This is a genomic window from Parageobacillus sp. VR-IP, assembly GCF_013357975.1.
GTDB classification, from domain to species: domain Bacteria; phylum Bacillota; class Bacilli; order Bacillales; family Anoxybacillaceae; genus Saccharococcus; species Saccharococcus caldoxylosilyticus.
In genome coordinates this window covers 58,012-82,664 of sequence record NZ_JABVYQ010000004.1, presented here as the reverse complement: position 1 = coordinate 82,664, position 24,653 = coordinate 58,012, and the positions used below count along the sequence as shown (strand labels likewise).

28 protein-coding genes are annotated in these 24,653 nt (G+C 45.2%); 5 read left to right on the top strand and 23 right to left on the bottom strand.

Going from position 1 to position 24,653, the window contains the following annotated elements; genetic code table 11:
- The first annotated feature begins 6 nt into the window (after positions 1 to 6).
- Both HT574_RS11075 and HT574_RS11070 read left to right on the top strand, forming a co-directional pair.
- Positions 7 to 651, top strand: coding sequence for an acetoin utilization AcuB family protein (locus HT574_RS11075; protein WP_175244654.1), 645 nt, complete (start codon positions 7 to 9; stop codon positions 649 to 651).
- Positions 648 to 1,826: an acetoin utilization protein AcuC gene (locus tag HT574_RS11070; protein ID WP_175244653.1), complete on the top strand. Its 1,179-nt coding sequence runs from the start codon at positions 648 to 650 to the stop codon at positions 1,824 to 1,826. Before HT574_RS11075 ends, HT574_RS11070 begins: the two co-directional genes overlap by 4 nt.
- A gap of 39 nt (positions 1,827 to 1,865) precedes the next feature.
- On the opposite strand, the gene ccpA is transcribed toward HT574_RS11070, so the two are convergent.
- The 14 genes from ccpA to HT574_RS11005 form a co-directional block, all read right to left on the bottom strand.
- Positions 1,866 to 2,861: a catabolite control protein A gene (gene ccpA, locus HT574_RS11065; protein ID WP_175244652.1), complete on the bottom strand. Its 996-nt coding sequence runs from the start codon at positions 2,859 to 2,861 to the stop codon at positions 1,866 to 1,868.
- Positions 2,862 to 3,119: 258 nt separating this feature from the next.
- Entirely contained in the window at positions 3,120 to 4,202 is a 1,083-nt protein-coding gene (locus tag HT574_RS11060; RefSeq protein ID WP_175244651.1) for a bifunctional 3-deoxy-7-phosphoheptulonate synthase/chorismate mutase, read from the bottom strand.
- A 217-nt stretch (positions 4,203 to 4,419) separates the two neighbouring features.
- Positions 4,420 to 4,680, bottom strand: a complete 261-nt coding sequence (locus HT574_RS11055; protein WP_175244650.1) for a hypothetical protein — start codon at positions 4,678 to 4,680, stop codon at positions 4,420 to 4,422.
- 11 nt (positions 4,681 to 4,691) lie between these two features.
- Positions 4,692 to 5,027, bottom strand: a complete 336-nt coding sequence (gene ytxJ, locus HT574_RS11050) for a bacillithiol system redox-active protein YtxJ (protein WP_017434932.1) — start codon at positions 5,025 to 5,027, stop codon at positions 4,692 to 4,694.
- A gap of 5 nt (positions 5,028 to 5,032) precedes the next feature.
- On the bottom strand, positions 5,033 to 5,428 hold the full coding sequence (locus HT574_RS11045; protein WP_017434931.1) for a YtxH domain-containing protein: 396 nt from the start codon (positions 5,426 to 5,428) through the stop codon (positions 5,033 to 5,035).
- Positions 5,415 to 5,864 (bottom strand): DUF948 domain-containing protein, encoded by a 450-nt coding sequence (locus HT574_RS11040; RefSeq protein ID WP_175244649.1) that lies wholly within the window; start codon positions 5,862 to 5,864, stop codon positions 5,415 to 5,417. The genes HT574_RS11045 and HT574_RS11040 overlap by 14 nt, the downstream gene beginning before the upstream one ends.
- Positions 5,865 to 5,898: 34 nt before the next feature.
- The gene (locus tag HT574_RS20235) at positions 5,899 to 6,033 is read right to left on the bottom strand and encodes a hypothetical protein (protein WP_256410711.1); all 135 of its coding nucleotides are present in this window, start codon (positions 6,031 to 6,033) and stop codon (positions 5,899 to 5,901) included.
- 1 nt (position 6,034) lies between these two features.
- Positions 6,035 to 7,336, bottom strand: coding sequence for a UDP-N-acetylmuramate--L-alanine ligase (murC, locus tag HT574_RS11035; RefSeq protein ID WP_175244648.1), 1,302 nt, complete (start codon positions 7,334 to 7,336; stop codon positions 6,035 to 6,037).
- 197 nt (positions 7,337 to 7,533) lie between these two features.
- A complete protein-coding gene (locus tag HT574_RS11030; RefSeq protein ID WP_175244647.1) occupies positions 7,534 to 9,714 on the bottom strand; it encodes a DNA translocase FtsK in 2,181 nt (726 codons plus the stop codon).
- A gap of 73 nt (positions 9,715 to 9,787) precedes the next feature.
- Entirely contained in the window at positions 9,788 to 10,396 is a 609-nt protein-coding gene (gene ytpR, locus HT574_RS11025) for a YtpR family tRNA-binding protein (protein WP_175244646.1), read from the bottom strand.
- Between the two features lie 20 nt (positions 10,397 to 10,416).
- Positions 10,417 to 11,217 (bottom strand): DUF1444 domain-containing protein, encoded by an 801-nt coding sequence (locus tag HT574_RS11020; RefSeq protein WP_175244645.1) that lies wholly within the window; start codon positions 11,215 to 11,217, stop codon positions 10,417 to 10,419.
- Between the two features lie 15 nt (positions 11,218 to 11,232).
- Complete coding sequence (locus HT574_RS11015; RefSeq protein ID WP_254698658.1) at positions 11,233 to 11,613, bottom strand: thioredoxin family protein; 381 nt, start codon at positions 11,611 to 11,613, stop codon at positions 11,233 to 11,235.
- Entirely contained in the window at positions 11,588 to 12,106 is a 519-nt protein-coding gene (locus tag HT574_RS11010) for a DUF84 family protein (RefSeq protein WP_175244643.1), read from the bottom strand. Before HT574_RS11010 ends, HT574_RS11015 begins: the two co-directional genes overlap by 26 nt.
- Positions 12,107 to 12,167: 61 nt before the next feature.
- The gene (locus tag HT574_RS11005) at positions 12,168 to 13,244 is read right to left on the bottom strand and encodes a M42 family metallopeptidase (RefSeq protein WP_175244642.1); all 1,077 of its coding nucleotides are present in this window, start codon (positions 13,242 to 13,244) and stop codon (positions 12,168 to 12,170) included.
- A gap of 129 nt (positions 13,245 to 13,373) precedes the next feature.
- On the opposite strand from HT574_RS11005, the gene HT574_RS11000 reads away from it, so the two are divergent.
- The gene (locus tag HT574_RS11000; protein WP_175244641.1) at positions 13,374 to 13,670 is read left to right on the top strand and encodes a PepSY domain-containing protein; all 297 of its coding nucleotides are present in this window, start codon (positions 13,374 to 13,376) and stop codon (positions 13,668 to 13,670) included.
- 48 nt (positions 13,671 to 13,718) lie between these two features.
- Here the strand turns inward: HT574_RS11000 and HT574_RS10995 are convergent, their stop codons facing one another.
- Together HT574_RS10995 and trmB are read right to left on the bottom strand one after the other, a co-directional pair.
- The gene (locus tag HT574_RS10995) at positions 13,719 to 14,558 is read right to left on the bottom strand and encodes a YtnP family quorum-quenching lactonase (protein WP_175244640.1); all 840 of its coding nucleotides are present in this window, start codon (positions 14,556 to 14,558) and stop codon (positions 13,719 to 13,721) included.
- 77 nt (positions 14,559 to 14,635) lie between these two features.
- A complete protein-coding gene (gene trmB, locus HT574_RS10990) occupies positions 14,636 to 15,292 on the bottom strand; it encodes a tRNA (guanosine(46)-N7)-methyltransferase TrmB (RefSeq protein WP_017434919.1) in 657 nt (218 codons plus the stop codon).
- A 192-nt stretch (positions 15,293 to 15,484) separates the two neighbouring features.
- Here trmB and HT574_RS10985 point away from each other — a divergent pair, with 192 nt between their 5' ends.
- Positions 15,485 to 15,754, top strand: coding sequence for a YtzH-like family protein (locus HT574_RS10985; RefSeq protein ID WP_017434918.1), 270 nt, complete (start codon positions 15,485 to 15,487; stop codon positions 15,752 to 15,754).
- Here the strand turns inward: HT574_RS10985 and HT574_RS10980 are convergent.
- From HT574_RS10980 to pepV, 6 genes are all read right to left on the bottom strand, one after another.
- On the bottom strand, positions 15,728 to 16,510 hold the full coding sequence (locus HT574_RS10980) for a phosphotransferase family protein (RefSeq protein ID WP_175244639.1): 783 nt from the start codon (positions 16,508 to 16,510) through the stop codon (positions 15,728 to 15,730). The genes HT574_RS10985 and HT574_RS10980 overlap by 27 nt on opposite strands.
- 209 nt (positions 16,511 to 16,719) lie before the next feature.
- Entirely contained in the window at positions 16,720 to 18,867 is a 2,148-nt protein-coding gene (gene pulA / locus HT574_RS10975) for a type I pullulanase (protein ID WP_175244638.1), read from the bottom strand.
- Between the two features lie 161 nt (positions 18,868 to 19,028).
- Positions 19,029 to 19,964 (bottom strand): NERD domain-containing protein, encoded by a 936-nt coding sequence (locus HT574_RS10970; RefSeq protein ID WP_175244637.1) that lies wholly within the window; start codon positions 19,962 to 19,964, stop codon positions 19,029 to 19,031.
- A 17-nt stretch (positions 19,965 to 19,981) separates the two neighbouring features.
- Positions 19,982 to 20,551, bottom strand: a complete 570-nt coding sequence (gene thpR, locus HT574_RS10965) for an RNA 2',3'-cyclic phosphodiesterase (protein WP_175244636.1) — start codon at positions 20,549 to 20,551, stop codon at positions 19,982 to 19,984.
- On the bottom strand, positions 20,548 to 21,738 hold the full coding sequence (locus HT574_RS10960; RefSeq protein ID WP_175244635.1) for an MFS transporter: 1,191 nt from the start codon (positions 21,736 to 21,738) through the stop codon (positions 20,548 to 20,550). Before HT574_RS10960 ends, thpR begins: the two co-directional genes overlap by 4 nt.
- A gap of 82 nt (positions 21,739 to 21,820) precedes the next feature.
- Complete coding sequence (pepV, locus tag HT574_RS10955; RefSeq protein WP_175244634.1) at positions 21,821 to 23,233, bottom strand: dipeptidase PepV; 1,413 nt, start codon at positions 23,231 to 23,233, stop codon at positions 21,821 to 21,823.
- Between the two features lie 262 nt (positions 23,234 to 23,495).
- Here pepV and HT574_RS10950 point away from each other — a divergent pair, with 262 nt between their 5' ends.
- The gene (locus tag HT574_RS10950; protein ID WP_015864852.1) at positions 23,496 to 23,717 is read left to right on the top strand and encodes a DeoR family transcriptional regulator; all 222 of its coding nucleotides are present in this window, start codon (positions 23,496 to 23,498) and stop codon (positions 23,715 to 23,717) included.
- A 188-nt stretch (positions 23,718 to 23,905) separates the two neighbouring features.
- On the opposite strand, the gene HT574_RS10945 is transcribed toward HT574_RS10950, so the two are convergent.
- Positions 23,906 to 24,628: a pseudouridine synthase gene (locus tag HT574_RS10945; protein WP_175244633.1), complete on the bottom strand. Its 723-nt coding sequence runs from the start codon at positions 24,626 to 24,628 to the stop codon at positions 23,906 to 23,908.
- Between the last annotated feature and the right edge of the window lie 25 nt (positions 24,629 to 24,653).

Below are 24,653 nucleotides of genomic sequence, written 5' to 3'. Positions count from 1 at the left end.
GAATAAATGATTGTCGAACAAATTATGAAAACGCCTGTCATCACTCTGCAGCCGGCTAATACGATTGCCGAAGCGATTCAGTTAGTACGGCAACTCCGCATTCGTCATATTCCGATTGTGGATGCCGAAAACCATGTTGTTGGCATTGTGACCGATCGCGATATCCGCGATGCAAGCCCTTCCATTTTTCAAATTCATGAACACCTCGAAGACTTACAAAAACCAGTTAGCATGATTATGAAAACAGACGTTATCGTCGGACATCCCCTCGATTTTGTCGAGGAAGTGGCGGCGTTGTTTTACGAGCATAAAATCAGCTGTCTGCCGATCGTCAAAGACCGCAAACTCGTCGGCATCGTGACGGAAACCGATTTATTATACACTCTCATTCAGCTCACAGGCGCTCATCAGCCGGGCTCGCACATTGAAATTAAAGTGCCCAATGAAAGCGGGATGTTAAGCAAAGTAGCAGCGATTATCGCCAAGCGGCATATCAATATCGCCAGCGTTCTTTTATATCCCGATCAAGATGAAAATTACAAAATCCTTGTGTTTCGCGTGCAAACAATGAACCCAATCGGAATTATCAACGATTTAAGAAATGCCGGCTACACGGTATTATGGCCGAACTTGCCGGGGGTTTCATCATGAAAAAAGACTGTGTATTTATTTACAGCGACGATTTTCTTCAATATAAATTTCATGACGAGCATCCATTTAACCAACTGCGGGTTAAACTTACGTACGATTTGTTGCGCGCGATGAACGCTTTAGACGATGGACAAATTGTGGCGCCTAGAATCGCAATGGACGAAGAACTCGCTTTAATTCATGACCACTCCTATATCGAAGCGGTCAAGGCTGCCGGCAGAGGAGAGCTTTCTGAACAAATTGCCCTAAACTATGGGCTAGGGACAGAAGATACCCCCATTTTTCCGAATATGCATGAAGCAAGCGCTCTATTAGTCGGGAGCACCTTAACGGCGGTCGACTTTGTGTTATCAGGAAAAGCAACACATGCGCTAAACCTCGGCGGCGGGCTTCACCACGGCTTCCGCGGCAAAGCATCGGGCTTTTGCATTTACAATGACAGTGCTGTCGCAATCAAATACATTCAAGAAAAGTATGGGCTGCGTGTGCTGTATGTTGACACCGATGCCCATCATGGAGACGGTGTCCAATGGGCTTTTTATGACGACCCAAATGTGTGTACATTTTCGATTCACGAAACGGGGCGCTACTTATTTCCAGGGACGGGAAATGTAAATGAGCGCGGACACGGGGCAGGATATGGGTATTCGTTTAACATTCCCGTTGACGCATTCACCGAAGATGAATCTTGGATTGACGCCTATACGCAAGCGTTGCGGGAAATTGCCGACTTTTTTCGCCCTGATGTCATTTTGACGCAAAATGGCGCGGACGCCCATTATTACGATCCACTTACCCATTTATCCGTAACGATGAAAACGTACCGCGTGATTCCAAAGCTTGCTCACCAAATCGCCCATGAATATTGCGACGGGCGTTGGATTGCAGTTGGCGGCGGCGGTTATGATATTTGGCGCGTCGTTCCGCGGGCATGGGCGCTTATTTGGCTGGAAATGACAGAACAATCAAACGTTTCCGGCAACTTACCAAAATCATGGCTTGACAAATGGCAAGTGCTTTCGCCAGTCCCACTGCCGCAACAATGGGATGATCCAGAATCCCTATACCCGCCAATTCCGCGTAAAGCAGAAATTACGGAAAAAAATGCACAAACGGTGGAAAAGGCATTATATCCGATTCGAAGCCAGAGGCAAAAAGCGAATCAGTCCACATAAAGAAAAGGGGCTTGACCAATTTGGTTGAGCCCCTTTTCTTTATTTTGTGGATTCACGATATTCGATGCGATGTGGCAACACGACAATATGGTTTTCCACCTGTTCTTTGTTCATGTATTTGGTCAATAACCGCATCGCTACTGCACCGATATCATACATCGGCTGCACTACCGTTGTTAAACGAGGGCGCACCATCGTCGCCAGCCGCGTATTGTCAAAACCAACTACCTCTAATTGATCAGGAACGCGCACGCCATGGTCTTGTGCGCTATGGATAATGCCAAGCGCCATCTCGTCGGTTCCGGCGAACACAGCGGTTGGCTTCTCCGCTAACTCGGCGATTTTTTCATATGCTTCAATGCCGGAATCATAAGAGTTATCGCCTTCAATTACAAGCTCTTCGTCATAGGCTATTCCATGCGTTTCTAGAGCGCGCCGGTATCCTGCCAGTTTCTTTTGGTTAATCGGATCATCCGTCGGTCCTGTCACATAGGCGACCCGTTTGTTGCCTTTTTCTACAAGATAAGCAACCGCTTCAAAGGCAGCTTGTTCATAATCGATGTTCACTGATGGAATCGTATTGTTCGATTCAATCGTAGCCGCCAGCACGATTGGCACCGGCGATTTTTGAAATTCATTGACATGCTCTTCCGTAATCGTTCCGCCCATAAACAAAATGCCATCGACTTGTTTGGCCAACATCGTATTAAGCAAATGCAGCTCTTTTTCCTTATTTTGATCGGAGTTGCTTAAAATGATGTTGTATTTGTACATCGTTGCAATATCTTCGATGCCGCGCGCCAGTTCAGCAAAAAAGATGCTAGAAATATCAGGAATAATCACTCCGACTGTTGTCGTTTTTTTGCTGGCCAGCCCGCGCGCCACCGCATTTGGACGATAGCCTAAACGTTCGATCGCTTCCAATACCTTTTTTCTTGTGGATGGCTTTACGTTTGGGTTTCCGTTTACGACACGGGAAACCGTCGCCATCGATACGTTTGCTTCCCGCGCCACATCGTAAATCGTTACGTTCATTGGTTTCACTCCTCTTTTTTATAAATCAACATCCACATCGATTGGTATTTTCCCACCGTATGTAAAAATATCATACGATACATTATCGCTAAATCGCAACGAATTGGCAACTATTTTGCTACTCTGTTCACAAACAATTCATGAATGATACTATGTATATGTTACCCTCTGCCTGCTTTCTATTTTCATATGCAGCTCAATTTTTTCTGAAAGCAAAAAACTTCCCCCTCCGGCAGATTGCCGGAGGGGGGACCAATATTACGCTCTTACCATTTGCTGCTGGAACGTTCTTACCTCTTCCATAAATTCGTTAAATTGGGCAATATCCATTTGCTGCGCCGAGTCGGACAGCGCCACCGCCGGGTCTGGATGCACTTCGGCCATCACCCCGTCGGCACCGATCGCCAATGCAGCTTTAGCACAAGGGATGAGCAAGTCGCGGCGTCCCGTCGAATGTGTAACATCGACAAATACAGGCAAGTGGGTTTCTTTCTTCAAGATCGGCACCGCCGAAATGTCCAGCGTATTTCTTGTTGCCCGTTCATACGTGCGAATGCCACGCTCACATAGGATAATTTGCCCGTTTCCTTGCGACATAATGTATTCCGCCGCATTAATGAACTCTTCGATGGTCGCTGCCAGCCCGCGTTTTAATAAAATCGGCTTATTCACTTGACCAGCCGCTTTTAACAGTTCAAAGTTTTGCATGTTGCGCGCGCCGATTTGAATGACATCAATATAGTCAAGCGCGATTTCGATATCGGCGGGGGTGACAATTTCGCTGATCACTGCCAAGTCAAACTCATCGGCAATACGTTTTAAAATTTTTAGTCCTTCGACGCCTAGCCCTTGGAAATCATATGGCGATGTTCTCGGTTTGTAGGCGCCGCCGCGGAGCAGTTTTAGTCCTTGTTTTTTCACCGCTTCTGCAACCGCCGCAACTTGTTCATAGCTTTCCACCGCGCACGGTCCCATAACAAAATATTGTTTGCCGTCGCCGATTCTTTCTCCTTTTACCTCGACAATCGTGTTTTCCGGATGTTTTTTGCGCGATACAAGCAAGGCTTTACGGTGATCATCTTCTTGCAGTTCAAGGCCGGCTTTAAAAATTTCTTTAAAAATATGCTGCAGCGTTGATGTTTCAAACGGTCCGTCGTTATGCTCGGAAATTAAATCAAGCATCTTCCGTTCACGCACAGGATCGTAACGATAGGTCCCTTGCGTTTCCTTGATTTTCCCAATCTCTTGAACCAGTCTCCCGCGTTCATTAATTAATTTTAAAATTTGTAAGTTAATCTCATCTACCTTTGCCCGTAGCTCATCTAATCTCTCATTGCTCATGCTTTCTCATCCTTTCGTCAAATGTAGTACAGTTTTTGTAATTAGTCATTATTATAATGGATAGAGGAGCAATTGTCATCAAAAATTGCTTTATTTATTAAACGCTTTTAAGCGATAAAGTATTTTATGAGAAACGCTGTGGGAAAGTGAAGCGACCGGGGAATGGATGTCTAATTGCGCAGAAACACATAAAAAAAAGCACGAACCTCTCCCACCTTTATTCCATGAAGAGGTGAGAGTTTCTTACCATCTCCACCAAAGAAGCTTCTGCGCAGAAGAAGGCGGTCTCCTTCCACTCAATGAATGCAAAAGAGGCATTTTTCGTTGATGTTGCCACAGCTCTTTCCAATCCCCCAGCATTCCAGGACATAAAAGGAACAACATGGCGATGCCAACCACCATTAACGATATTCCTAACGCCACCACCGCTCTTTCCTTTAGTTTGCCGAAAACTACTATAAAGCAGGCATCCCGCCATGGAATGCCTGCTTATGATGCTTGAATTACTTGTTCTTTCAATGCATCATACGTAATATTCCAGTGTGATGTATGCCATACGACAGTTCCATTTTCAAACAATAGCGCTTGTGGCGATTCGTGTTTGACGCCAAACGTTTCGGCAATATAGTTCGAAAGTGGGCGCGCTTCTTGCACATACAAATAATAGGTATCCACTTCTGGATGATTGGAAACAAACTTCTCATATTCCCGAAACGCCGCCTGGCTGATTGGACAGGTGAGGCTATGCTTGATGAATAAAAACCGTTTCCCCGCTTTCATCACTTTTTCGAATTGCTCAATCGTCTCCAGTTTCTCCATTCCCATGGCCATCACTCCGCATCGTTTTGTTTTTGCATTTTTTGTTCAGCATCATTAAAAGCTTCCTCTGCCTCTTTCAGCAGCTTCTCGATATTTTCTTTATCCTTTTCACTTGCCGATGGCGGAATTGGAATCGACGGTGCTTCCGTCGTCGTTTCTGCGGTTGTCGAAGACATCTTTTCGTCTGTCTTTCCAAGCGGAATAAATTTTGTTACCTCTTTGGTTTTTTCCTTTGCTACTTCGAGCCACTCCGTCGCCGTCGTTTTCACCGGCTCCAGTTTTCCTGTTTCATTCATTTCCGCAAGCCATTGCTTTCCTTTTTCACTTGTTAAAAACATCGCCGTCATCGCACCGGCAATCCCGCCGACAATTGCACCTAGCCAAAATCCTCCATTATTCTTTGCCATCCAGTACAACCTCCTTCGTCTTTTTTTGTTTCCTTTCTCTCCATTTTTCCCATATTTCGATAAAAGCATTTCCCCACTGCATAACTTTTACCATTTTTTCGCGATGGGTTTCTACTTTCGTCGTCACCGCGGACGAAAATTGCCGCAGGGAACGGTTGAACGACTGGACGGTGGCACTGACATCACTGACGGCATGGACAAGCGAATCCAATCCCTCTACTTTTTTCTGCACATCATCAGCAAGTGCGTTCGTTTTCTTCAAAAGCTGCGTTGTCTCCGTCGTAATGCCCTGCACTTCCTTGTCTAAATGGTCGATAGTCGCCGTCAAACGGCGAATTGTTTCTTGCAATACCGTCAATGTTCTGGCAATATAAATGACTAATATGAAAAAAGAGACGGCAATAAGCGCGATGCTGGCGTATAAAATAATTTTCACCAAACTTCCTCCTTGCTAGTTTCGCTTTATCTCCCTACATCTGCATTCTTTTCAAACGTTCGACGCTAATGCGGTAAATTCCTGCAAATTCGACATCAATGTGGACAAAAAACGAGCCGGCCGATAGAATGCCTAGCTCGCTTGTTCTTTTTCCAGTCATCCTTGCCATATTATAAATGAACCGTGCGCTCATACGCTTCCTGAAACTTTTGAATATCTCCCGCACCCATAAAAATAAGCACAGCGTTGGCATGTTGCTTTAATACGGATGTATCATCCTCTTGAAGGAGGCGGGAGTTTGGAATTTGCGCCTGCAAGTCGTGAATCGACAGTTTGCCGTGATGCTCACGCGCTGAGCCGAATATGTCGCATAAATACACTTGATCGGCCCGTTGCAAGCTTTCGGCAAACTCTCGCAAAAACGCTTGCGTCCGCGTGTACGTATGCGGTTGAAAAATCGCCACGATTTCGCGGCCTGGATATTTTTGTCTTGCCGCCTCAATCGTTGCGATAATTTCCCGCGGGTGATGGGCATAGTCATCAATTAAAATTTGGTCGCCAAACACCTTTTCAGTAAAACGCCGCTTAACTCCTTGAAACGTTTTTAGCTTTTCTTGAATAATGCGGACGTCTATCTCTTCATAATGGCAAAGGGCAATGACAGCAAGCGCGTTTAAGACGTTATGGTCGCCAAAACGCGGAATTTCGAACGAAGCAAAAAACGTATTGCGGACAAACACGTCAAACGATGTACCTTTTGTCGTTTTCACCACGTTACGCGCTTGGAAATCATTATCATCGCCAAATCCGTAAAACAGAACAGGCACTTTCGCTTGGATTTTTTGTAAGTATTCATCATCCCCACAGGCGATAATTCCTTTTTTTACTTGCAAGGCCATTTCTTGAAACGCTGAAAATACATCGTCGATATTGGCAAAATAGTCGGGATGATCAAAATCAATGTTTGTCATAATTGCATAATCTGGAAAGTAGGATAAGAAATGGCGGCGATATTCGCACGCCTCAAATACAAAATATTTGCTTCCTTCTATCCCTTTTCCCGTTCCATCCCCAATTAAATACGACGTTGGATGCGCACCTTGCATCACATGGGCAAGTAAACCGGTCGTTGTTGTTTTTCCGTGTGAACCGGTAACTGCAACGCTGGTAAACTTTCGAATAAATTCTCCTAAAAAACGATGGTACCGGATGACAGGCACCCCTAATTCATGCGCAGCTTGTATTTCCTCATGTGTATCCGGAAAGGCGTTGCCTGCAATCACCGTATAGCCTGGCTTAATATTTTCCTTGCTAAAGGGCAAAATGGGAATTCCCCGCTCCTCTAATGCTTTTTGCGTAAAAAAGCGCTTCTCAACATCCGAACCTTGTACCGTATAATTCATATCGTGAAGAATTTGCGCCAACGCGCTCATTCCCGTTCCTTTAATGCCAACAAAATGATAAACTGTCATCGCTAAGCCCTCCAACAATCGTCTATCTGTAAGACAGTATATGATATTCATCTAGTTTTGCCATTTATTTCATTTTACGATATGCATGCTCACATTACACCATTATAACATGGCCCGTTCCTAAAAACTATCGCGTATCGGAAGCGAGGCGAAACTTTCCTTCTATATTGTACACAATAGGATCAATCCATTAATGATCATATCATACTATTTTCTTGCCAATTCGCCAATTCGTCTTCACTAATTAACACCTCTCGCGGTTTGCTGCCGCGCGCTTCGGAAATAATGCCTTGTTGCTCCATCATTTCAATTAAACGGGCGGCGCGGTTGTAGCCGATGCGGAAATGCCGCTGCAAACTGGACGTGGAAGCTCCACCTTGCTGAACGACAAATTGGCATGCTTCATAAAAAAGTTCGTCTTCTTCCTGTCCGATCGCCGTCTTTTTTACAAAATCGTCCTGTTGAAACAAATAGGAAGGCCCCATCTGCGCTTTTACATGGGCGACGACCCGTTCAATTTCCTCATCTGATACGAAACTTCCTTGCAGCCGAACTGCTTTGGATGAGCCGTTTTCTAAAAACAGCATATCGCCGCGCCCAAGCAATTTTTCCGCGCCGTTTGTGTCAATAATCGTACGCGAATCCACTTGCGAAGAAACAGAAAAAGCGATTCGCGTCGGAATATTTGCTTTAATTAAACCAGTAATCACATCGACGGACGGACGCTGGGTGGCGACGATTAAATGAATGCCGCACGCCCTTGCTTTTTGAGCGAGGCGGCAAATCGCCTCCTCGACATCAGCCGGGGCCACCATCATTAAATCAGCCAGTTCATCGATGATAATGACGATATACGGAAGATGGTGCTCTAGGCTGCCTTTTTGTTTCACGAGCTCGTTGTATTTTTCAATATCCCTGACGCCTGCATGTGCAAACAGCTCATAGCGCCGCTCCATTTCTTCCACTGCCCATTTTAATGCTCCTGTCGCCGCTTTGGCATCGGTAATGACCGGGCTGACAAGATGTGGAATGCCGTTATACGGGGCAAGCTCGACCATTTTCGGATCAATCAGCAGCAATTTCACTTCATGTGGGACGGCTTTGTACAGCAAACTGACAATGATCGCATTGATGCACACACTTTTCCCTGAACCGGTCGCTCCAGCAATTAATCCGTGCGGCATCTTTTTTAAATCGGTGACTGCCGGCTCCCCTGATATATCGAGTCCAAGCGCAACCGTCAGCGGCGATGGATTATTGCGGAACGCCCCGCTTTCTAAAATCTCGCGAATCAGAACGGGACGGCTTTTTACGTTTGGAACTTCAATGCCGATCGTACGCTTTCCCGGAATCGGGGCTTCGATGCGAATATCTTTTGCCGCCAAGTTCAATTTAATATCATCGGCTAAATTTGTAATTTTGCTCACTTTCACTCCTAAATCGGGCTGCACTTCAAAGCGCGTCACCGTCGGCCCTTGTGTCGTATTGACGACTTTCGCGCCGATATGAAAACTGGCAAACGTCCGGTTCAGCCGCTCACATTGCTCGCGAATCCATTGCTCATCGCTTTCGTGGCGCTGTTGTGGACTCTCTAGCAACGATAAATACGGAAACTGATATCCGCTGCTAACAGATTTCCTTTTTTCTTCCCGCTTTTTCCGGTCTTGCTTTAGCATGATGACATTGTAAGGAATGCGGGAACGCGACGGAGAAGGTCGCTGTTTTGTTTCATCGCCGTGTTTTGGCTCAGTTTCTTCCTCTGCCTTTTTAGGCTGCTCTGCTTCTTGGATAGAAGCTTCTTTTTCCCCATCTATCGTTTCTTGTTGTTCGTCGCTGCTGTTTGGCAAATCCGTTTCTTCTTTCTCTTCTTGAACCGCACCAGCGCTTATCTCCTTTTCATTGTTTAAACATTCCGGCGACAGCAAATGCCCACCTGTTTCCGCTTTTTCCGATACAGATGAATCTACTAGATCCATCGCATCATCTTTGGAATGAGATGGCAGCTCCCATTCAACGACAGGATCGTTCTTTTTCGCTGTTTTTCTATTATATCCATAAACAGGCGACAACACCTCGGAAGGACGGAACGTTTTTTTGTCATTGTCCCGCTCGCTTTGGTCGTATTTCGGTACATTGCGGCGGCGCGAAACAGCTTGACCGTTTTCCTCATATTCCTGCTCAAATGATGAAAAACCTCGTCTTGCTGGCCGCTCATCCGGAATAAGCGGAAAACGAAAGTTTCCTTTTGGGTATTGATACACTACTTTCGCATTCAGTTGTGAAGCCGCCGGCCGGTCACGGTGCTGCTGACCGGAGGAAGCTGTTGGTTCTTCGTCTGAATCCAGCCAGTAGCGAATCATCCGTTTAAGCCATTTCATTGTTAAATCACTCTTTCTGTTCCATTCGTTTTCGGAAAAAAAGTCACTAGAAACCAGTCTAGTGACTATCGTATTATTGCCAAGTAAATGGTTGTCCTACTTCGTACTCATCGGATAATACTAAAATGCCTTTTTCTTGTGGAGCGTTTGGCAATTCCAATTCCCTGGCCGAACAAATCATTCCGTATGACGGGACTCCACGCAATTCCGTTTCCTGAATGATCAGCCCGCTCGGCATGACGGCGCCAATTTTGGCGACCACAACTTTTTGCCCTTCTGCCACATTTGGCGCCCCGCATACAATTTGCAATGCTTCTGTTCCGACATCCACTTGGCATATACTCAGTTTATCGGCATTTGGATGTTTCTTTTTCTCTTTGACATAACCGACGACAAACTTTGGCGAAAGATCGGCTTCGATCGTTTCGTTCCACCCATTTTTTTTCAATATCTCGTTAATGACAGCAACAAGCTCTTCATTCAGCTCCAACAAGCCGTTGCCGGCAAAAGGATGATAGGTGGAAGCCCGGAAAATATTATAGCCTGCCGTTTCTCCCGTTTGTTCATCAAAGATGCGGACAACATCGCCCTTTTTTTCAAACGCCCTCTGCTCCGGCTGAATCGGTTTTACAGAAACAAGCAATACATCGCCGACACCTTCTCGATTGTAAAATACATTCACTGTAAGCCACCCTCTTTCTATTATTTTTTGCGATAATTTTTCCCTAAAATAAAAATCGGCTCTAATTTTCCTTCTTCATATAGAAATGATAATGCAGTAATCGGCACTCGCCCGTTGGCAAAAAAGCTCATCGTCATTTGCGCCAGCACATCATATCCGACTTCATTTCGCAAATCGGCAATAATGAGCACATCTTGATGAGGCACAGCGAGCGCCATTGTTCCTGTAATTTTCTTGCTCATTTTCGCCAAAAAAGCATCATTCAAAATCCGGCTTGCGTCATAGCCGTCATTGGTATTTACAAAATAAAACGTGTTTCCGGCAACTTTGTCTTCTTTGACGCTTACATCGAGCGAACGAACGTTAAAACGGGCGATTTGTTTTATTTGTTCCTTGTCCCATTGTTCCTGTTCCACCATCTTTTCATCAATGAGACGATAAGTATTGCCTAAATCAAGCGCATAATAAATGCGCGTTTCCGCCGTATGGTCGTCATAAAGAAGGGAAATTCCTTCTTTCGTTTTCGTCGGAAACGAAGTGGAACGAATCACCGGATAAATATCTTTTTCTTTGCCGGAAAGCGTATGCTCCTCATGCATCGTATTTAACGTTTGTTCTACATAATATACAATTTCGTTAATCGCTTCCTCTTTTTGTTCGTGCCATTTCGCAATGACGCCGGGAAGCGAAATGGTGACTCCTTTTTTCGTTTCTTTTGCTTCAATGCGGAGCGTATCGTTTTTCCGGTCCAATTGGAAAACCCAATTGTGATGATGGGCAAGCCGTTTTTTGATTTCCTCATACATTTGTTTGCTGTCCATCACTGCGCCCCCTAGCTATGACAGGCTGCGGATAAACTGCTCGACTTCCTCTTTCGTTTTGCGGTCTTTGCTGACAAATCTGCCGAGTTCTTTTCCATGGTCATAGGCAATAAAGCTTGGAATACCAAATACATTTTCTTGCTGGCATACTTCGAGCAATTGGTCACGATCGACATAATAAAACTCATAATTGGAAAACGTTTTTTCGATTTCCGGCAGAAACGGCTGAATAAAGCGGCAATCCGGACACCAATCCGCCGAAAATACAAAAATCGCTTTCGCTGTATTTTTCACCTTTTCATATTGTGCTGCTGTTTCAATGGTTTTCATCCGTGAAACCCCCTTCTGTACCCTTTTATCATATCGCGAATCAGCGGTTTTGACAAAAAAATTCATATTGACCGGCAAGAAGCTGGACAATGTGGCGAAACATGCCGGCTCTGTCGACATGGCCATTCGTAAACACGCCGATGGCTCCTTCCTGATGGCGAATGTTGCATTTTCCTGTATATTCCGCCATGACGTCGCCAAGCTCTCTGCCGCTGCGAATTCCTTTTGCCACTTCGGCAGGGAGGAGAATGCGCGCCCCGCTGGCGGCAATGACAGCACCGTCTCGGTCGACAAGCGCTCCCCAATTGCACAGCCATAGCTCTCCATCGATCTCCATTACACCGCCCTCCAACCCGATGCCGATATCGGCCTGCTCTTTTTCGAGCGCATGTTTGGCGCGATTGATTGCACCTTGACGCGTTTCCTCATCGGAGAGTGGTTGGGCGGAAACACCCGATGGCACATTCGTTGGGATGAGCGTATAACGATCTGGATCAAAAACTTCTCGAACCGCTGCTACTTTCGCTTGATTGGTTGTGCCGATTGCAATGGTTTGCAACGCATTTCACTCCTTTGCACGGAAAAAGAGAAGTCTTGTCGCGCAAGACTTCTCATCATGTTTAGCTATTTTTCTTAATCGCATTCACCGTCGCCCGATCGCAGCGCTTGACCAGTTCGACCAGCAGTTTTTTTGCGGCTGCATAGTCATCCACATGAATAATGGACGCATGTGTATGAATATAGCGGGAACAAATGCCGATGACAGCCGATGGCACGCCGCTGTTTGCGATATGTACGCGTCCGGCGTCCGTTCCGCCTCCTGGTGAAACGAAAAATTGATATGGAATGCCATGCGTTTCTGCTGTATCTAGCACAAATTCGCGCATGCCGCGATGGGTGACCATCGAACGGTCATAAATGCGGACAAGCGCCCCTTTGCCAAGGTGGCCAAATCCCTTTTCATCACCCGTCATATCGTTGGCAGGGCTTGCATCCAGCGCAAAAAAGATATCTGGCTGAATCATTGCTGCTGCCGTCTGCGCCCCGCGAAGTCCGACTTCTTCCTGAACCGTAGCCCCGGAGTATAATACGTTTGGCAGCTTCTCGTTTTTTAGCTCTTTCAGCAATTCAATGGCCAGCCCGCATCCGTAGCGGTTGTCCCACGCTTTGGCCAAAATTTTTTTTGGATTGGCCATTGGGGTGAACGGACAAATCGGCACGATTTGCTGTCCTGGTTTAATGCCCATTTTTTTCGCGTCTTCGCGATCGTCAGCGCCGACGTCAATCAGCATGTTTTTGATCTCCATCGGTTTGTTGCGCTGTTCTTCGTTTAGCAAATGCGGCGGAATCGAACTGATGACACCGATGACCGGGCCGTGGCTGGTAATAATTTGTACACGTTGCGCCAATAATACTTGATTCCACCAGCCGCCGAGCGGTTGAAAGCGGATCATGCCATTATCGGTAATGGCGGTGACCATAAATCCGACTTCATCCATATGCCCTGCCACCATCACGGTAGGGCCGTTTTCATCGCCGCGCTTAACGCCAAAAATGCTGCCAAGCCGGTCCTGCACCACTTCATCAGCGTATTTTTCCAGTTCCTTCCGCATAAAGTGGCGCACGGCATGTTCATTTCCCGACGCTCCCGGCAATTCCGTCAGTGTTTGAAACAATTGAAGTGTCTCCACATTCATCTCCACTAACCCCTTTTTCTTCTTGATTTTATTGTAGCGAATCGTGAAATGGTTTTCCACTTTTCTTACATTTTCCGCCAAAATGCGATATACTAAACGGTATCAAATGCACAGAGGAGGTTTTACGTCATGAGTTGGAAAAAGTTTATCACCGGCGCCGCTCTTGGATTTGCCGCCGCCTACGTCATCAAGGCACAATTGGACCGGCAGATGATTTCTGCAAAAAAAGCACTTTCTTTAGCAAAGGCGGCATTTGGGCAATCTGCGCCGATCAGCGGCTCCTGGATTCAAATCACACCAGAAACGTACGAAAAAAACAACATCCGCTATACTATTTATAAAGGCGGTATTTGCTGCGATGGCGCGCAGTATGAATTTGTCATCGACGCCTATACAGGAACGATGATCGACGTAAAACAGCTGTAGATGAGCGGATGCTTTTGGCAAGGCATCCGCCTACACAAGCCTTACGGACTAGTTACGCTTTACATGTTCGACGATGTTCCCGTTTTCATCCCATTTTAAGGCGCGATAGTACGCATCATGATAAAACGTAAACCAAGCCTGCTTTTCAATAGCATACGGAATCCATTTTTGTTTGGCAAAAATAGATGTCATCGGATAATCGTCGTATGCCATCACCCATAGTACGTTTTGGTGGGCGTGTGTCCCTAACAAATCAGCCATATGAATTGCCATTTCCCCGTCCGACTCCATCACGATAATCGAATGTCCGTCGCTATGCCCGCCTGTATGTATCATTTTGATGCCATCAACGACTTCCTTTTCTTTTTCAAACGGAACAACTTGCTCGGCAATCGGCTCCCAGTTTTCCTTCCAATATGTATTACGTGAGCGGATGTTTGGCTGTCTCATTTCATCCCATTCTACTTGAGACGTAATAATTTGCGCGCGCGGAAACGTCGAAACGAGCCGGTCTCCTTCCCATTTGGTCAAACCGCATGCGTGGTCAAAATGCATGTGTGTCATCATCACGATATCAATATCATCGGTTGTTAAACCGAGCTGGTCAAGTGATTGCTCGAGCGATGATTCTTCCGTAACGCCGAAATTGCGCTTTTGTTTATCCGACAATTTGCCATTGCCGATGCCGGACTCAATCAACATATTTTTTCCATCCGCTTGCACAAGAATAGGATCGGTGCGCAATTCAATTTGATTGTTGTCGTTGCACGGATATTTTTTCGACCAAAGCGGCTTGGGAACGACTCCGAACATCGCGCCGCCATCTAAATGAGTTACCCCTCCGTTTAACCATGTCAATGTGATTTTTCCTACTTTTAGTTGCTCCATTTCCCATCACCTCACCATTTAGTGTAACACTTCCGCAAATATTTCGAAAACAAAAAATAAAAGGCTTAGACAGCCTTTTACGCAAAGCGATGTTTCGGCGGATATTTTGCCTCACACCGATAAATTCGGTTCCCTTTTGCCGCAAATTTTTCCTCGTATTCGGTCATCACATTTCCGGCAAAATCGCTATGATGTAAATCTAAACTGACATACGTCAGCACTAAGCCATATTGGGAAAAGCTTACAAGCGAATATTCAAAAAAGCCTTGATTATCCGTTTTTAAATGAATTTCACCCTCGTCCACCAATACTTTTTCATACAGTTCCAAAAAAGCCCGATAAGTCAGGCGTCGTTTCTCATGCCGTTTTTTTGGCCACGGATCGGAAAAATTTAAATAAATGCGCTCGATTTCCCCTTCGGCAAAAAAATTGGTCAGATCTTTCGCATTGACATTTAATAACCGTACATTCGGCAGTTCATTTTCAATGAGTTTATCGAGTGCGGAGACAAGCACGCTCGGATATAGTTCAATGCCGATGTAATTAATATGGGGATGTAATTTGGCCATTTCAGTGATAAACTTCCCTTTGCCAGTACCAATTTCAATATGGATGGGATGATCATTTCCAAATACTTCTTTCCATCTTCCTTTATATTGTTCTGGATGAGGAATCACATAATGTGGATAAGAAGCAATTTTTTCTTTGGCCCATGGTTTGTTACGTAGACGCATACTGACACCTCTGTTTTTTGTTCATCGTTGTCAACAATACCACGAATACACATTCCTATGCAAGTCAATAATCGCAAAGCATAAAAAAACACAGCCGCACATACGACTGCAAAAGGTGGCAATCATAAACTCTGCTGTATAAGTGCATATTATAAAATGTACCGCATATTTTTTAAAGGATGGTGGTACCAATTGCCACTAGATCATCATCATCAAATCACCATATTAAAAGACATCTTATCGGAACACCAAGCCGACTGCTGCGGCACCGTTTCCGAATGCGAACAAATTGAGCGGCTTGTCAAATCATTGCTGGGAAATGAACAAGTGCATCCACAAGTCAAAAGCATTCTTCCCGATATCTACGCATATGGGCAGAACGGGAAATACAGCGCTGATTTAAACTCGCACATTTTATCCCACCAGCAGCAATTATCAGACTGGGTCAACCAGCTTACGTAGGAAATGCAGCGATTGTTGCATTTCCTTTTTTGCATTTTTTTTCTTTTGCCATACAAGCGAATAAAGCGTTTGTGCGATCGTATACCATTTCATGCGCAGACGTAGGCTGTCGGTTAGTTCCACCCCGTAAAGTTCCAGCCATTCTTCCCATTTTTCTTCCGGAATATAGGAGTAAAGAAGCATGCCTATATCAATGGCGGGATCGGCGATCATTGCACCGTCCCAATCAATTAAATACAGTTTGCCGTCTTCAGCAAGCAACCAATTGTTATGGTTAATATCGCAGTGACAGACAACATGCTCATCACATTGCAAGGAAGATAGGTGCTGTTCGAGCCAGTGGAACGCTTGATCGATGAATGGACTGGCCAACGCATAACGAGCAAAGGATCCCTTGAGTGTTTGCAACATCATTTCTGGCCGCAACGGAGTTTTGCCGAGCCGCTTCAGCATGATCACTAAGTCTTTGGAACGGTGAATTTTGCTCAGTAAACTCGCCACTTGTTCACTTCCCATCTCATGCGGCTTTAATTCTCTCCCGTTCAGCCACTGTTGAGCGGTAAATACATCCCCATTTTCCAATCGTTTCGTCCAAACTAATTTCGGGACAATTCCCTCCGCTGACAAAACCGCAAGAAATGGGGAAGAATTCCGTTTTAAAAACAACTTTCTCCCTTCATATTCCGCAAAATATGCATCTCCTGTTGCGCCGCCAGCCGGAGTGATGTCCCACTCCTTCCCTAGTAACTGTTCCAAAGCATGTTCACCTTCGACTTAAAAAAATAAGAGACAGCGATCACCTGATTCCGTATTTCAGACAATAGCTGTCCTACTAGTTTTCATACAGTTTCTGTAAATAAAAAGGACGGCTGAATCACGTCCTTATCCGTTCATTTTACTTGTATTATACTGAAATATGGTCACTTCTTGCAAATATTTTATGCCAATTGTAAAAAACAGGAAAATCACATTTGTTTTACAAGCACCCACGTTCCGATTCCATCGACGCTTATTTTTTTCTGCACAGAAAACAGCGGTGCCGTTCCGCTGCGAACCTCGTCGCAAAGCACATACCATTTATCTTCATCGGGAAGAAACACATCTTGCCTTTCCTCTTGATTATGGTGAATGACGACAATATCACGCCACGGCCCATATTGCTCCACACCGCGAAGATGATAAGCGATTATAGATGGAGGCATTGGTTCAAGAAAAAAAAGGTAATGATTTATTTCCTCGTCAGTAGAAAATCGAAAAGCACGATGGGATTTCCGCAGTTCAATCAGCCCTTGAATGTAGCGGATATCATCTTCATGCTCGCTTTTTCGGACCCAGTCAATTTGATTAATCGAATCAGGAGCATTATAGCTGTTGTCTATTCCTTGTTTTGTTCGGTAAAACTCCTGCCCGCTATGCAAAAATGGAATTCCTTGCGAGAGCAGAACGATCGCCGTTGCTAATTTTTGCCGTTTCTTCCGCGTTTGTTCATTTTCATGACCGTTTGCTGCCTCCATTTTATCCCAAAATGTATGGTTATCATGACATTCGACATAATTAACGGTTTGCAGCGGATGAAGAAACATTCCTCCTTTTTTGCGGATGCTTCCGCTAATTGCCACTTTCACCTTTTCCCGATGATCGCAATTGCCAAGGGCGAATCCTCTGTCAAGCAGCTGAAATGTGCTTCCTTTGACACTATCGCGAAAATAATCGTTAAAATAGCCGATGCGCGGCAGCTGTTCGGCATTATGCATTGTTGCTTTTTGCTTGGACGGAAGCGGTGTCGGCAAATCCCATCCTTCTCCAAATACAAGAATGAACGGGTCTAGCGCATCGATCGTTTCGCGAACCGCTTTCATTGTTTCTATATCTAAAATTCCCATTAAATCAAAACGGAATCCATCTACATGGTACTCCTCTGCCCAAAAACGAACCGAGTCCACGATCCATTTTCGCACCATTTTCCGTTCGGAAGCAATATCATTTCCAACTCCAGTGCCATTAGCGGGATTGCCGTACTCATCATAACGGAAGTAATATCCTGGAACGATTTTCTCGAAGGAAGACTGTTCCCGTATATAAACATGGTTGTAGACCACATCCATAATGACGCGGATGCCGTATTCCTGCAGCGTATGAATCGCGCGTTTCAACTCGCAGATGCGCGCATAAGGGTCCGTTGGATCGGTCGCATAGCTTCCTTCTGGTGCATTATAATGAACCGGATTGTAGCCCCAGTTATATTGCCGTAGCGGGTCGCGTTCGTCGATTCCGGCAAAATCGTTAAATGGAAGCAGTTCGACATGCGTGATACCCAACTCTTTTAAATAAGAAAGCCCGGTTGTCGTATGATTTGGCCCCTTTGTATTGAGTTCGGTCAATCCTAAATATTTTCCTTTATGGACTACGCCGCTGTCCGGATGAATCGTAAAATCGCGGATATGCATTTCATAAATAATCGCGTCAGTCGGTGAAGAAAGCGGAGGGAGAGGCGGCTTTTCCGTTCGTGTCTTCGCTAAATCGACAATCACTCCATACTCCCCGTTGACAGAGACGGCCACCGCATACGGATCCACCGCTTCGCGCCAAATTTTGTTTACACATACGACATAAGTGTAATACATTCCTTCCAAATCGCCGCATACAGTTGCCGTCCATACCCCTTTTTCCAGCCGTTTTAGCGGTATATAATCCACTTCGTTCGTTTGCGGTTGAACCAGCTTTACTTTTGCCTCTGTCGCCGTCGGCGCCCAAACGCGAAAAGTCGTTTCCTTCTTTGTATACACGACGCCTAAATCGCCGTCATAAAAAAATTGCTCATCAAATGCCGCTGTCCGCACGACCGCGCCAATTTGCAAATCGGTCGCTTCTCCTTGATGGTCATAAAGAAGATATTCCCTTCCTATTTCAATCGGAATCGGACATAAACATTCGTATTTCACGCTTTCTCCTAAATCCACTTTTCGCTCTATGGTTAAAGGATGTCGCTCCCCGTATGGCGTTCCTAGCGTAAATGTTTGCATTTCTCCATTGAAATACGACTTCGGCACTAACACCGTCACCACATTCATCGCATCTAAATATGCAGCAAAATTCCGATTTATATGAAGCAAATCTGCTCACCTCTCTTTTGGTGCAGGCTGTGTTATTATCATACGTGAAAGAAGAAATGCGGTGCCAAGGAAACGGATGACAACTGTAGCCATCTTGTATATCGAAGAAATTGATATGTAAACAAAATATAAACAATAAATAAAAAAAGGTGTAATTAGCTTTACACCTTCTCCTCATCCGTATTCCAAGCGGTTCGGATATCATAATGGCTATAGCAGTGACTCAACAGCGAAGAAGCTGCTTTTAGCTGGACATGCTTTAGCGGGAGTGTTAATTCCCTTAATGCTGAAAACCAGCGCGCATAATTTCGTTTATCAATGTATTGGACACCGCTAAGAGAATGGCGGTCATCGATATAGCCGTAGCGATTGATTACCGCTTTCCTCACAGGGAAATCGATATGATACCGTTTATATATATCAACAACAATTTTCTCCATTCGTTGCAGTGCAATAACCGGATTGATTCTCCTTCTTTCCCCCCGCTTCGTTATCTCCGTCCAAAAGCGGTCGGAAGAAGCGATAATAATATTATCTTTTTCTCCCTCGACAAAAGTGATGCACCATGTTGTGGTCGGGCTCAGCAAAAGGATATCTAATTCGACTCGGGCGTTTTTTACTAAAAATACTGGCTTATATAAACATAGGTCCGTATCGGGAAAACGCTGTAAAAAATATTTTAATGTTTCATCGTAGTAAAATTTTGATTCTACATTGGATTCATACCAAGCGGTAGAACTTGCCCACTTTAGCTGCATATGAAATAGTTCTTCTAAAAATAACATTTTTAGCTCATCGATATTGGCGGCCTTTATTGCAATATCGTTCTTATCAGCGCTTGAAACGTCCTCATCATCTTCCGATACGGAAGAACGCCGCACCCATTTTTTCATCCTCTCCAACAACGAAGGCTTTTCCAGCAGCCATTCCCACGTTTCCTCCTGGACGGGAGCAGCATTGTTTCTTCGGCCAGTCTCCCATTGTTCTTTCGTTTGCTCCCACTGCTTTTTCTTTAGGCGAATAAATTCAGGAGCATAGTGATATACATCGGTTTCATACCGAGAAATATAATCTTGCAGCTTAATTAATTGCCCCACACTTGCACACTTCCTTTTTAAGAAGTTGCTTTTTCAGAAAACGGAAATGAAGCGATCGCCTCATACTTCGGCGTTCTGTCTAAATGGGTTTGATACAACACAATTTCACGAACAGAAAAAGTCGCCGCTATCCTTGGTTTCTGTTTCAGCTCCTCCAGACGAAATGCCTCGCTTCCTTGCCATTTGCGGGCAATGGTAATATGTGGGGTAAATGGCCGTTTGTCTAAAGAAAAGCCGATGCCGGTGCAAGCCGTATACACATCACGCCGCAGCACCCACAGTTTTTCTTCTTTTTCTACCCCTTGCCATAAAATGCGCGGTGCGGTCCGGTCGCCAAATGTACGGATTTCCGATAAAGATAAAGAAAAAGGAGTGTGGCGTACCGCCACTTCGGCCATTTTTTCCCGCACTTCTTCCACTTTGGCCTGCGGAACATGTCCTAAAAACGCTAATGTAATATGATAATCTTCTTCGTGCACCCATGTCCGAAACGGAAAAGCAAAGGCGATTTGCTCTTTCCAGTGGGCAATTTGCTTTTTTACTTCCGCAGCAATTGGAACCGCGATAAAATAATGTGTTTGTTTCATCTTTCTTCACCTGCAGAATGATTTTTTTTACTTAGCCAATGGATCGCGATTAATGACAACATGCCGATAAATGTACATACACTAAAAAATAAGTATACCGCTCCAATATGATAGCGATCAAGAAGATATCCGCCGATAAAAGTGCAAAACCAGGCTCCAAATCCGTTCCCGGCAGCAGAATAAAGAGATACGGCTGTCGCCTGCACATGCTTCGGAGCAATATCGCGTGCATATTGAAGCGCCGCTGGGATCGACAAACCGACGGAAAAACCTTGCGCAATCGTTGTGATATATACGAAAACAAGCGGTGGTTCCCAAAAATACAGGAACCAGCGCAAGCCTGATACTGCCGTGGCAAAAATGAAGAGCGGAATCAGCCCAAAGCGGCGGATCAGCCTATCCGTCATTTTCATAAACGGCGCTTCACTTCCCGCTGCCAGTAGAAAGGCAAATCCAATTCCCGTCAATGTTCCGCCAAGCTGCTTAATGAAGATGCCAAAATAAGAATTATTGGCTAAAATCGGACCAAAAATGAGAAACGTAGAGAGCAGCAATAGCAAAAAATGCGGAATGGCAAGCAGCTGTCTGACACCGCGAAGCGTTCCCGAATTCATCGTCTGGCTCTGTTTGGGAAGCCGCCAAGCAAGAAAAGCAGCTAATATGAGCATCAACGAAAACAAATAAAAAATAGTCATAAAGGCAAAATGGTCAGATAACCAGCCGCCGGCTAATACGGCGACCGCAAAACCGAGCGACCCCCATAAGCGAATCGAGCCGTAGCTGCCGCCATCTTGTTGTACGTGATGAAGGGCAATGCTGTCCGAAATCGGCACGATGGCGCTTTGCATCGCCGCAAGCAAAACCGCGATTACCATAAGCCAGCGATATTCCACGGCCAATGAATAAACAAATCCGGTGACTGCAGTGGCCCATAATGCAACGGTTAGTACGAAAACGGGTTTACGCGTATAATCGGTAACCATTCCCCAAAGCGGCTGGATCAACATCATCACTACCGGGCTAATGGACATAATTGCCCCGATCTCTGTCCCGGAAAGTCTAACCTCTTCTTGCAAATAGACAGATAAAAGCGGAAATAGCGCCCCAAAGGCGAAAAATACGAAAAAATAAAAAAGCGGAAATACACTCTTGCTGGTCGATTCCCCTCGTTTCAGCGTTACTTCCATGCCGCCTCTCCCATCCTTTTGAAAAAAAGCACCGCTCAACAAAGAGCGGTTATCTTTATCGTAACATAAATTTGGCAATTTTTCACTTTGCTAATTCATAAATAGCTTGAGCATAAATAGCCGTTGCTTTTAGCAAATCATCAATGATGATGTATTCATCTTTTTGGTGTGCTACGTCTGGACGGCCTGGAAACAGCGGCCCAAACGCGACTCCCGCTTTTAAGGAGCGGGCATAGGTGCCGCCGCCGATGGAAAGCAGCGTAGCGCGCTCACCGGTTTGTTCTTCGTATACACGCTGCAGCGTCCGTACTAATTCATGATTTTGGTCGACATAATGCGGTTTGGAGTCACTGAAATGCCCGACCGTAAAGCCATACTGTGCAGCAACGGCTTCTAGTTTTTGTTTTGTTTGTTCTATTTCATTCGTAACCGGATAGCGGATGTTTAAGCCGATTTTTGCACCGCCTTGCCGGTCATACGATAAGATGCCAACGTTCACCGTTAAATCTCCGGTAATCTCATCATGGTAGGCAATACCTAGCTTGTTTCCGCGTGAATCAGCAAAGAAATAGTCGGTCACAAAATGGATAAATGACGCTGCTGGCGCATCCAGCTCGACACTCGAAAGCCATTTCGCCAGCCATAAGCCGGCATTTTTTCCATTGTCCGGCTCCATCGCGTGCGCGGAAACACCTTCTAGTTGAAAAGTGATTGTCTCCTCTTTGACAATGGCATTTCCTTTCATGTTTGCCTCACGCAAAAAATGATGATAATGTTTCTCTATTTTTTCTTTTTGTTCATCATTTACAGCCAATACTGCTTCGGCAAAATCAGGCACCATATTGTAACGGCGGCCGGAGCGGAACGAATACAGCTGAATTCCGCCTTGTTCACTCATTTCGGTAAGCGGCTGATACAAATCGAGGTCGACAATTCCTTTTTCTGCATAAATAATCGGAAAATCAGCATCCGGAGCAAATCCCATCGCCGGCATTTCTTCATGCTTGAAATAATGATCGACACAGCGCCAGTTGCTCTCTTCATCCGTTCCGATAATCATGCGCACCCGTTTTCGAAGCGGCAAACCGAGTTCTTTTACTATTTTCATTGCATAAAACGCCGCCATTGTCGGTCCTTTATCATCAATGGCGCCGCGGGCATAGATTTTCCCATCGCGAATTTCCGCCGCAAACGGATCACTCGACCAGCCGTCCCCAGGCGGCACGACATCGACATGGCATAATATACCGATGAGCTCATCGCCTTGTCCCATTTCCAAATGTCCAGCCAGTCCATCGAGATTTTTGGCTGTAAAACCTTCCTCCTGTCCACGCCGCAACAAAAATTGCAATGCTTCATATATTCCTCGGCCAAGCGGTGCTTCCTCTGTGGCACTTTCTTCGTCAAGAACGCTCGGAATGCGTAAAAGCGCCTGCGTATCTTGAATCAACTCTTCTTTCCGCTTTAATACTTCTTCTAGCCAGTTGATGCCCACACCTACTCTTCCTTTCTTTTTCATTGCTCTTTGTTGTCAACGTAACACAAATGAATCAAGAAAGTCAAAGTTTTCTTTTTTTGCAGTGATATTGCAACTTCTTCACAAAATGTTTAAATATTTCGTTAATATCGGCAAATGGGTAGCATTTTTCATCTATTTTCGTGTAAAATGATAGTAAAAAGACAAAAAGATATAATCTCTCATCTTGGAAAAAGTGATGTTGTGCCATGCGAATTATGCAAAGATAGGGAGTGGTCTTTTGAAACCTTCAACACATCGTATGCTAACACGAATTAAATCGGTGTACATGTACATTAGCGAGAAGGGAACCGTAACGACGCAAGAACTTGTTGATGAGTTTGGCACCACCCCAAGGACGATTCAGCGCGATTTAAATGTGTTAGCGTATAACGACCTAGTTCGCAGCCCTAGCAAGGGCAAATGGACGACAACCAACAAGAAGGTGCGTATATCTTCTTAACGGATGTGGAGAAGAGAGAAAAAGGTGAGAGGTTATAGCGAGATAAGAATAAGCCTCAACATGCCAAAAGCAGAATATGTATTTAGTTTGTATATAAAAAGGAACCCAACCTCGGTTCCTTTTTTTCCTCTTTCGCATTTTCCCTGAGAAGTCTTCCTTCCTCTAAACGGAATGAAAGGGGGAAAGATTCATGCGCGAAACTGTTTCAACATTTCCACCTCTTCATCGGTTAATTCGCGATATTGCCCGACATCCAGTGAAGGATCGAGAATAAGGGGCCCCATTTGAATCCGCTTTAAGTAAACGACCCGTTTACCTACCGCCCGGAACATCCGCTTTATTTGGTGGAACTTTCCTTCTGTGATCGTTACCTCTACATCGGAACGAAATCCAGATTTTAAAATAACGAGCTCCGCTGGCTTCGTTTTGTAACCGTCATCTAACACCACACCGCGGCGGAATGCCGCCACATCTTCCGCTGTCACCTCTCCGTCAATGACAGCAAAATACGTTTTTGGCACATGTTTTTTCGGCGAAAGTAATTGGTGGGCCAGCTGTCCGTCATTCGTCAACAATAAAAGCCCTTCCGTATCTTTATCTAGCCGCCCGACCGGGAATGGCGAAAACACGCGGTCTTCCTCTTCCAGCAAGTCAACGACCGTTTCTTCTATCATATCTTCCGTTGCCGAAATGACTCCCGGCGGCTTGTTCATCATTAGATAAATAAACTCTTTATACTCCACTTCTTCTCCCCGCACTGTCACGACCTGCTCTGTCGGGTTGACTTGTGTTTGCGGATCTTTGACCACAACTCCGTCAATTTTGACGACCCCTGATTTCAGCAATTTTTTTACTTCTTTTCTTGTCCCATACCCCATGTTGGCCAGCATTTTATCAATACGCAGCCCCAATATTTTCACCACCTTAAAAAAATTT

Bases quoted from the DNA above. Each gene is read 5' to 3' on its own strand.
- HT574_RS11075 (WP_175244654.1), top strand. From the start codon at position 7: ATGATTGTCGAACAAATTATGAAAACGCCTGTCATCACTCTGCAGCCG.
- HT574_RS11070 (WP_175244653.1), top strand. From the start codon at position 648: ATGAAAAAAGACTGTGTATTTATTTACAGCGACGATTTTCTTCAATAT.
- ccpA (WP_175244652.1), bottom strand. From the start codon at position 2,861: ATGAACGTAACGATTTACGATGTGGCGCGGGAAGCAAACGTATCGATG.
- HT574_RS11060 (WP_175244651.1), bottom strand. From the start codon at position 4,202: ATGAGCAATGAGAGATTAGATGAGCTACGGGCAAAGGTAGATGAGATT.
- HT574_RS11055 (WP_175244650.1), bottom strand. From the start codon at position 4,680: ATGGCGGGATGCCTGCTTTATAGTAGTTTTCGGCAAACTAAAGGAAAG.
- ytxJ (WP_017434932.1), bottom strand. From the start codon at position 5,027: ATGGGAATGGAGAAACTGGAGACGATTGAGCAATTCGAAAAAGTGATG.
- HT574_RS11045 (WP_017434931.1), bottom strand. From the start codon at position 5,428: ATGGCAAAGAATAATGGAGGATTTTGGCTAGGTGCAATTGTCGGCGGG.
- HT574_RS20235 (WP_256410711.1), bottom strand. From the start codon at position 6,033: ATGGCAAGGATGACTGGAAAAAGAACAAGCGAGCTAGGCATTCTATCG.
- murC (WP_175244648.1), bottom strand. From the start codon at position 7,336: ATGACAGTTTATCATTTTGTTGGCATTAAAGGAACGGGAATGAGCGCG.
- HT574_RS11030 (WP_175244647.1), bottom strand. From the start codon at position 9,714: ATGAAATGGCTTAAACGGATGATTCGCTACTGGCTGGATTCAGACGAA.
- HT574_RS11020 (WP_175244645.1), bottom strand. From the start codon at position 11,217: ATGGACAGCAAACAAATGTATGAGGAAATCAAAAAACGGCTTGCCCAT.
- HT574_RS11015 (WP_254698658.1), bottom strand. From the start codon at position 11,613: ATGAATTTTTTTGTCAAAACCGCTGATTCGCGATATGATAAAAGGGTA.
- HT574_RS11005 (WP_175244642.1), bottom strand. From the start codon at position 13,244: ATGAATGTGGAGACACTTCAATTGTTTCAAACACTGACGGAATTGCCG.
- HT574_RS11000 (WP_175244641.1), top strand. From the start codon at position 13,374: ATGAGTTGGAAAAAGTTTATCACCGGCGCCGCTCTTGGATTTGCCGCC.
- HT574_RS10995 (WP_175244640.1), bottom strand. From the start codon at position 14,558: ATGGAGCAACTAAAAGTAGGAAAAATCACATTGACATGGTTAAACGGA.
- trmB (WP_017434919.1), bottom strand. From the start codon at position 15,292: ATGCGTCTACGTAACAAACCATGGGCCAAAGAAAAAATTGCTTCTTAT.
- thpR (WP_175244636.1), bottom strand. From the start codon at position 20,551: ATGAAACAAACACATTATTTTATCGCGGTTCCAATTGCTGCGGAAGTA.
- HT574_RS10960 (WP_175244635.1), bottom strand. From the start codon at position 21,738: ATGGAAGTAACGCTGAAACGAGGGGAATCGACCAGCAAGAGTGTATTT.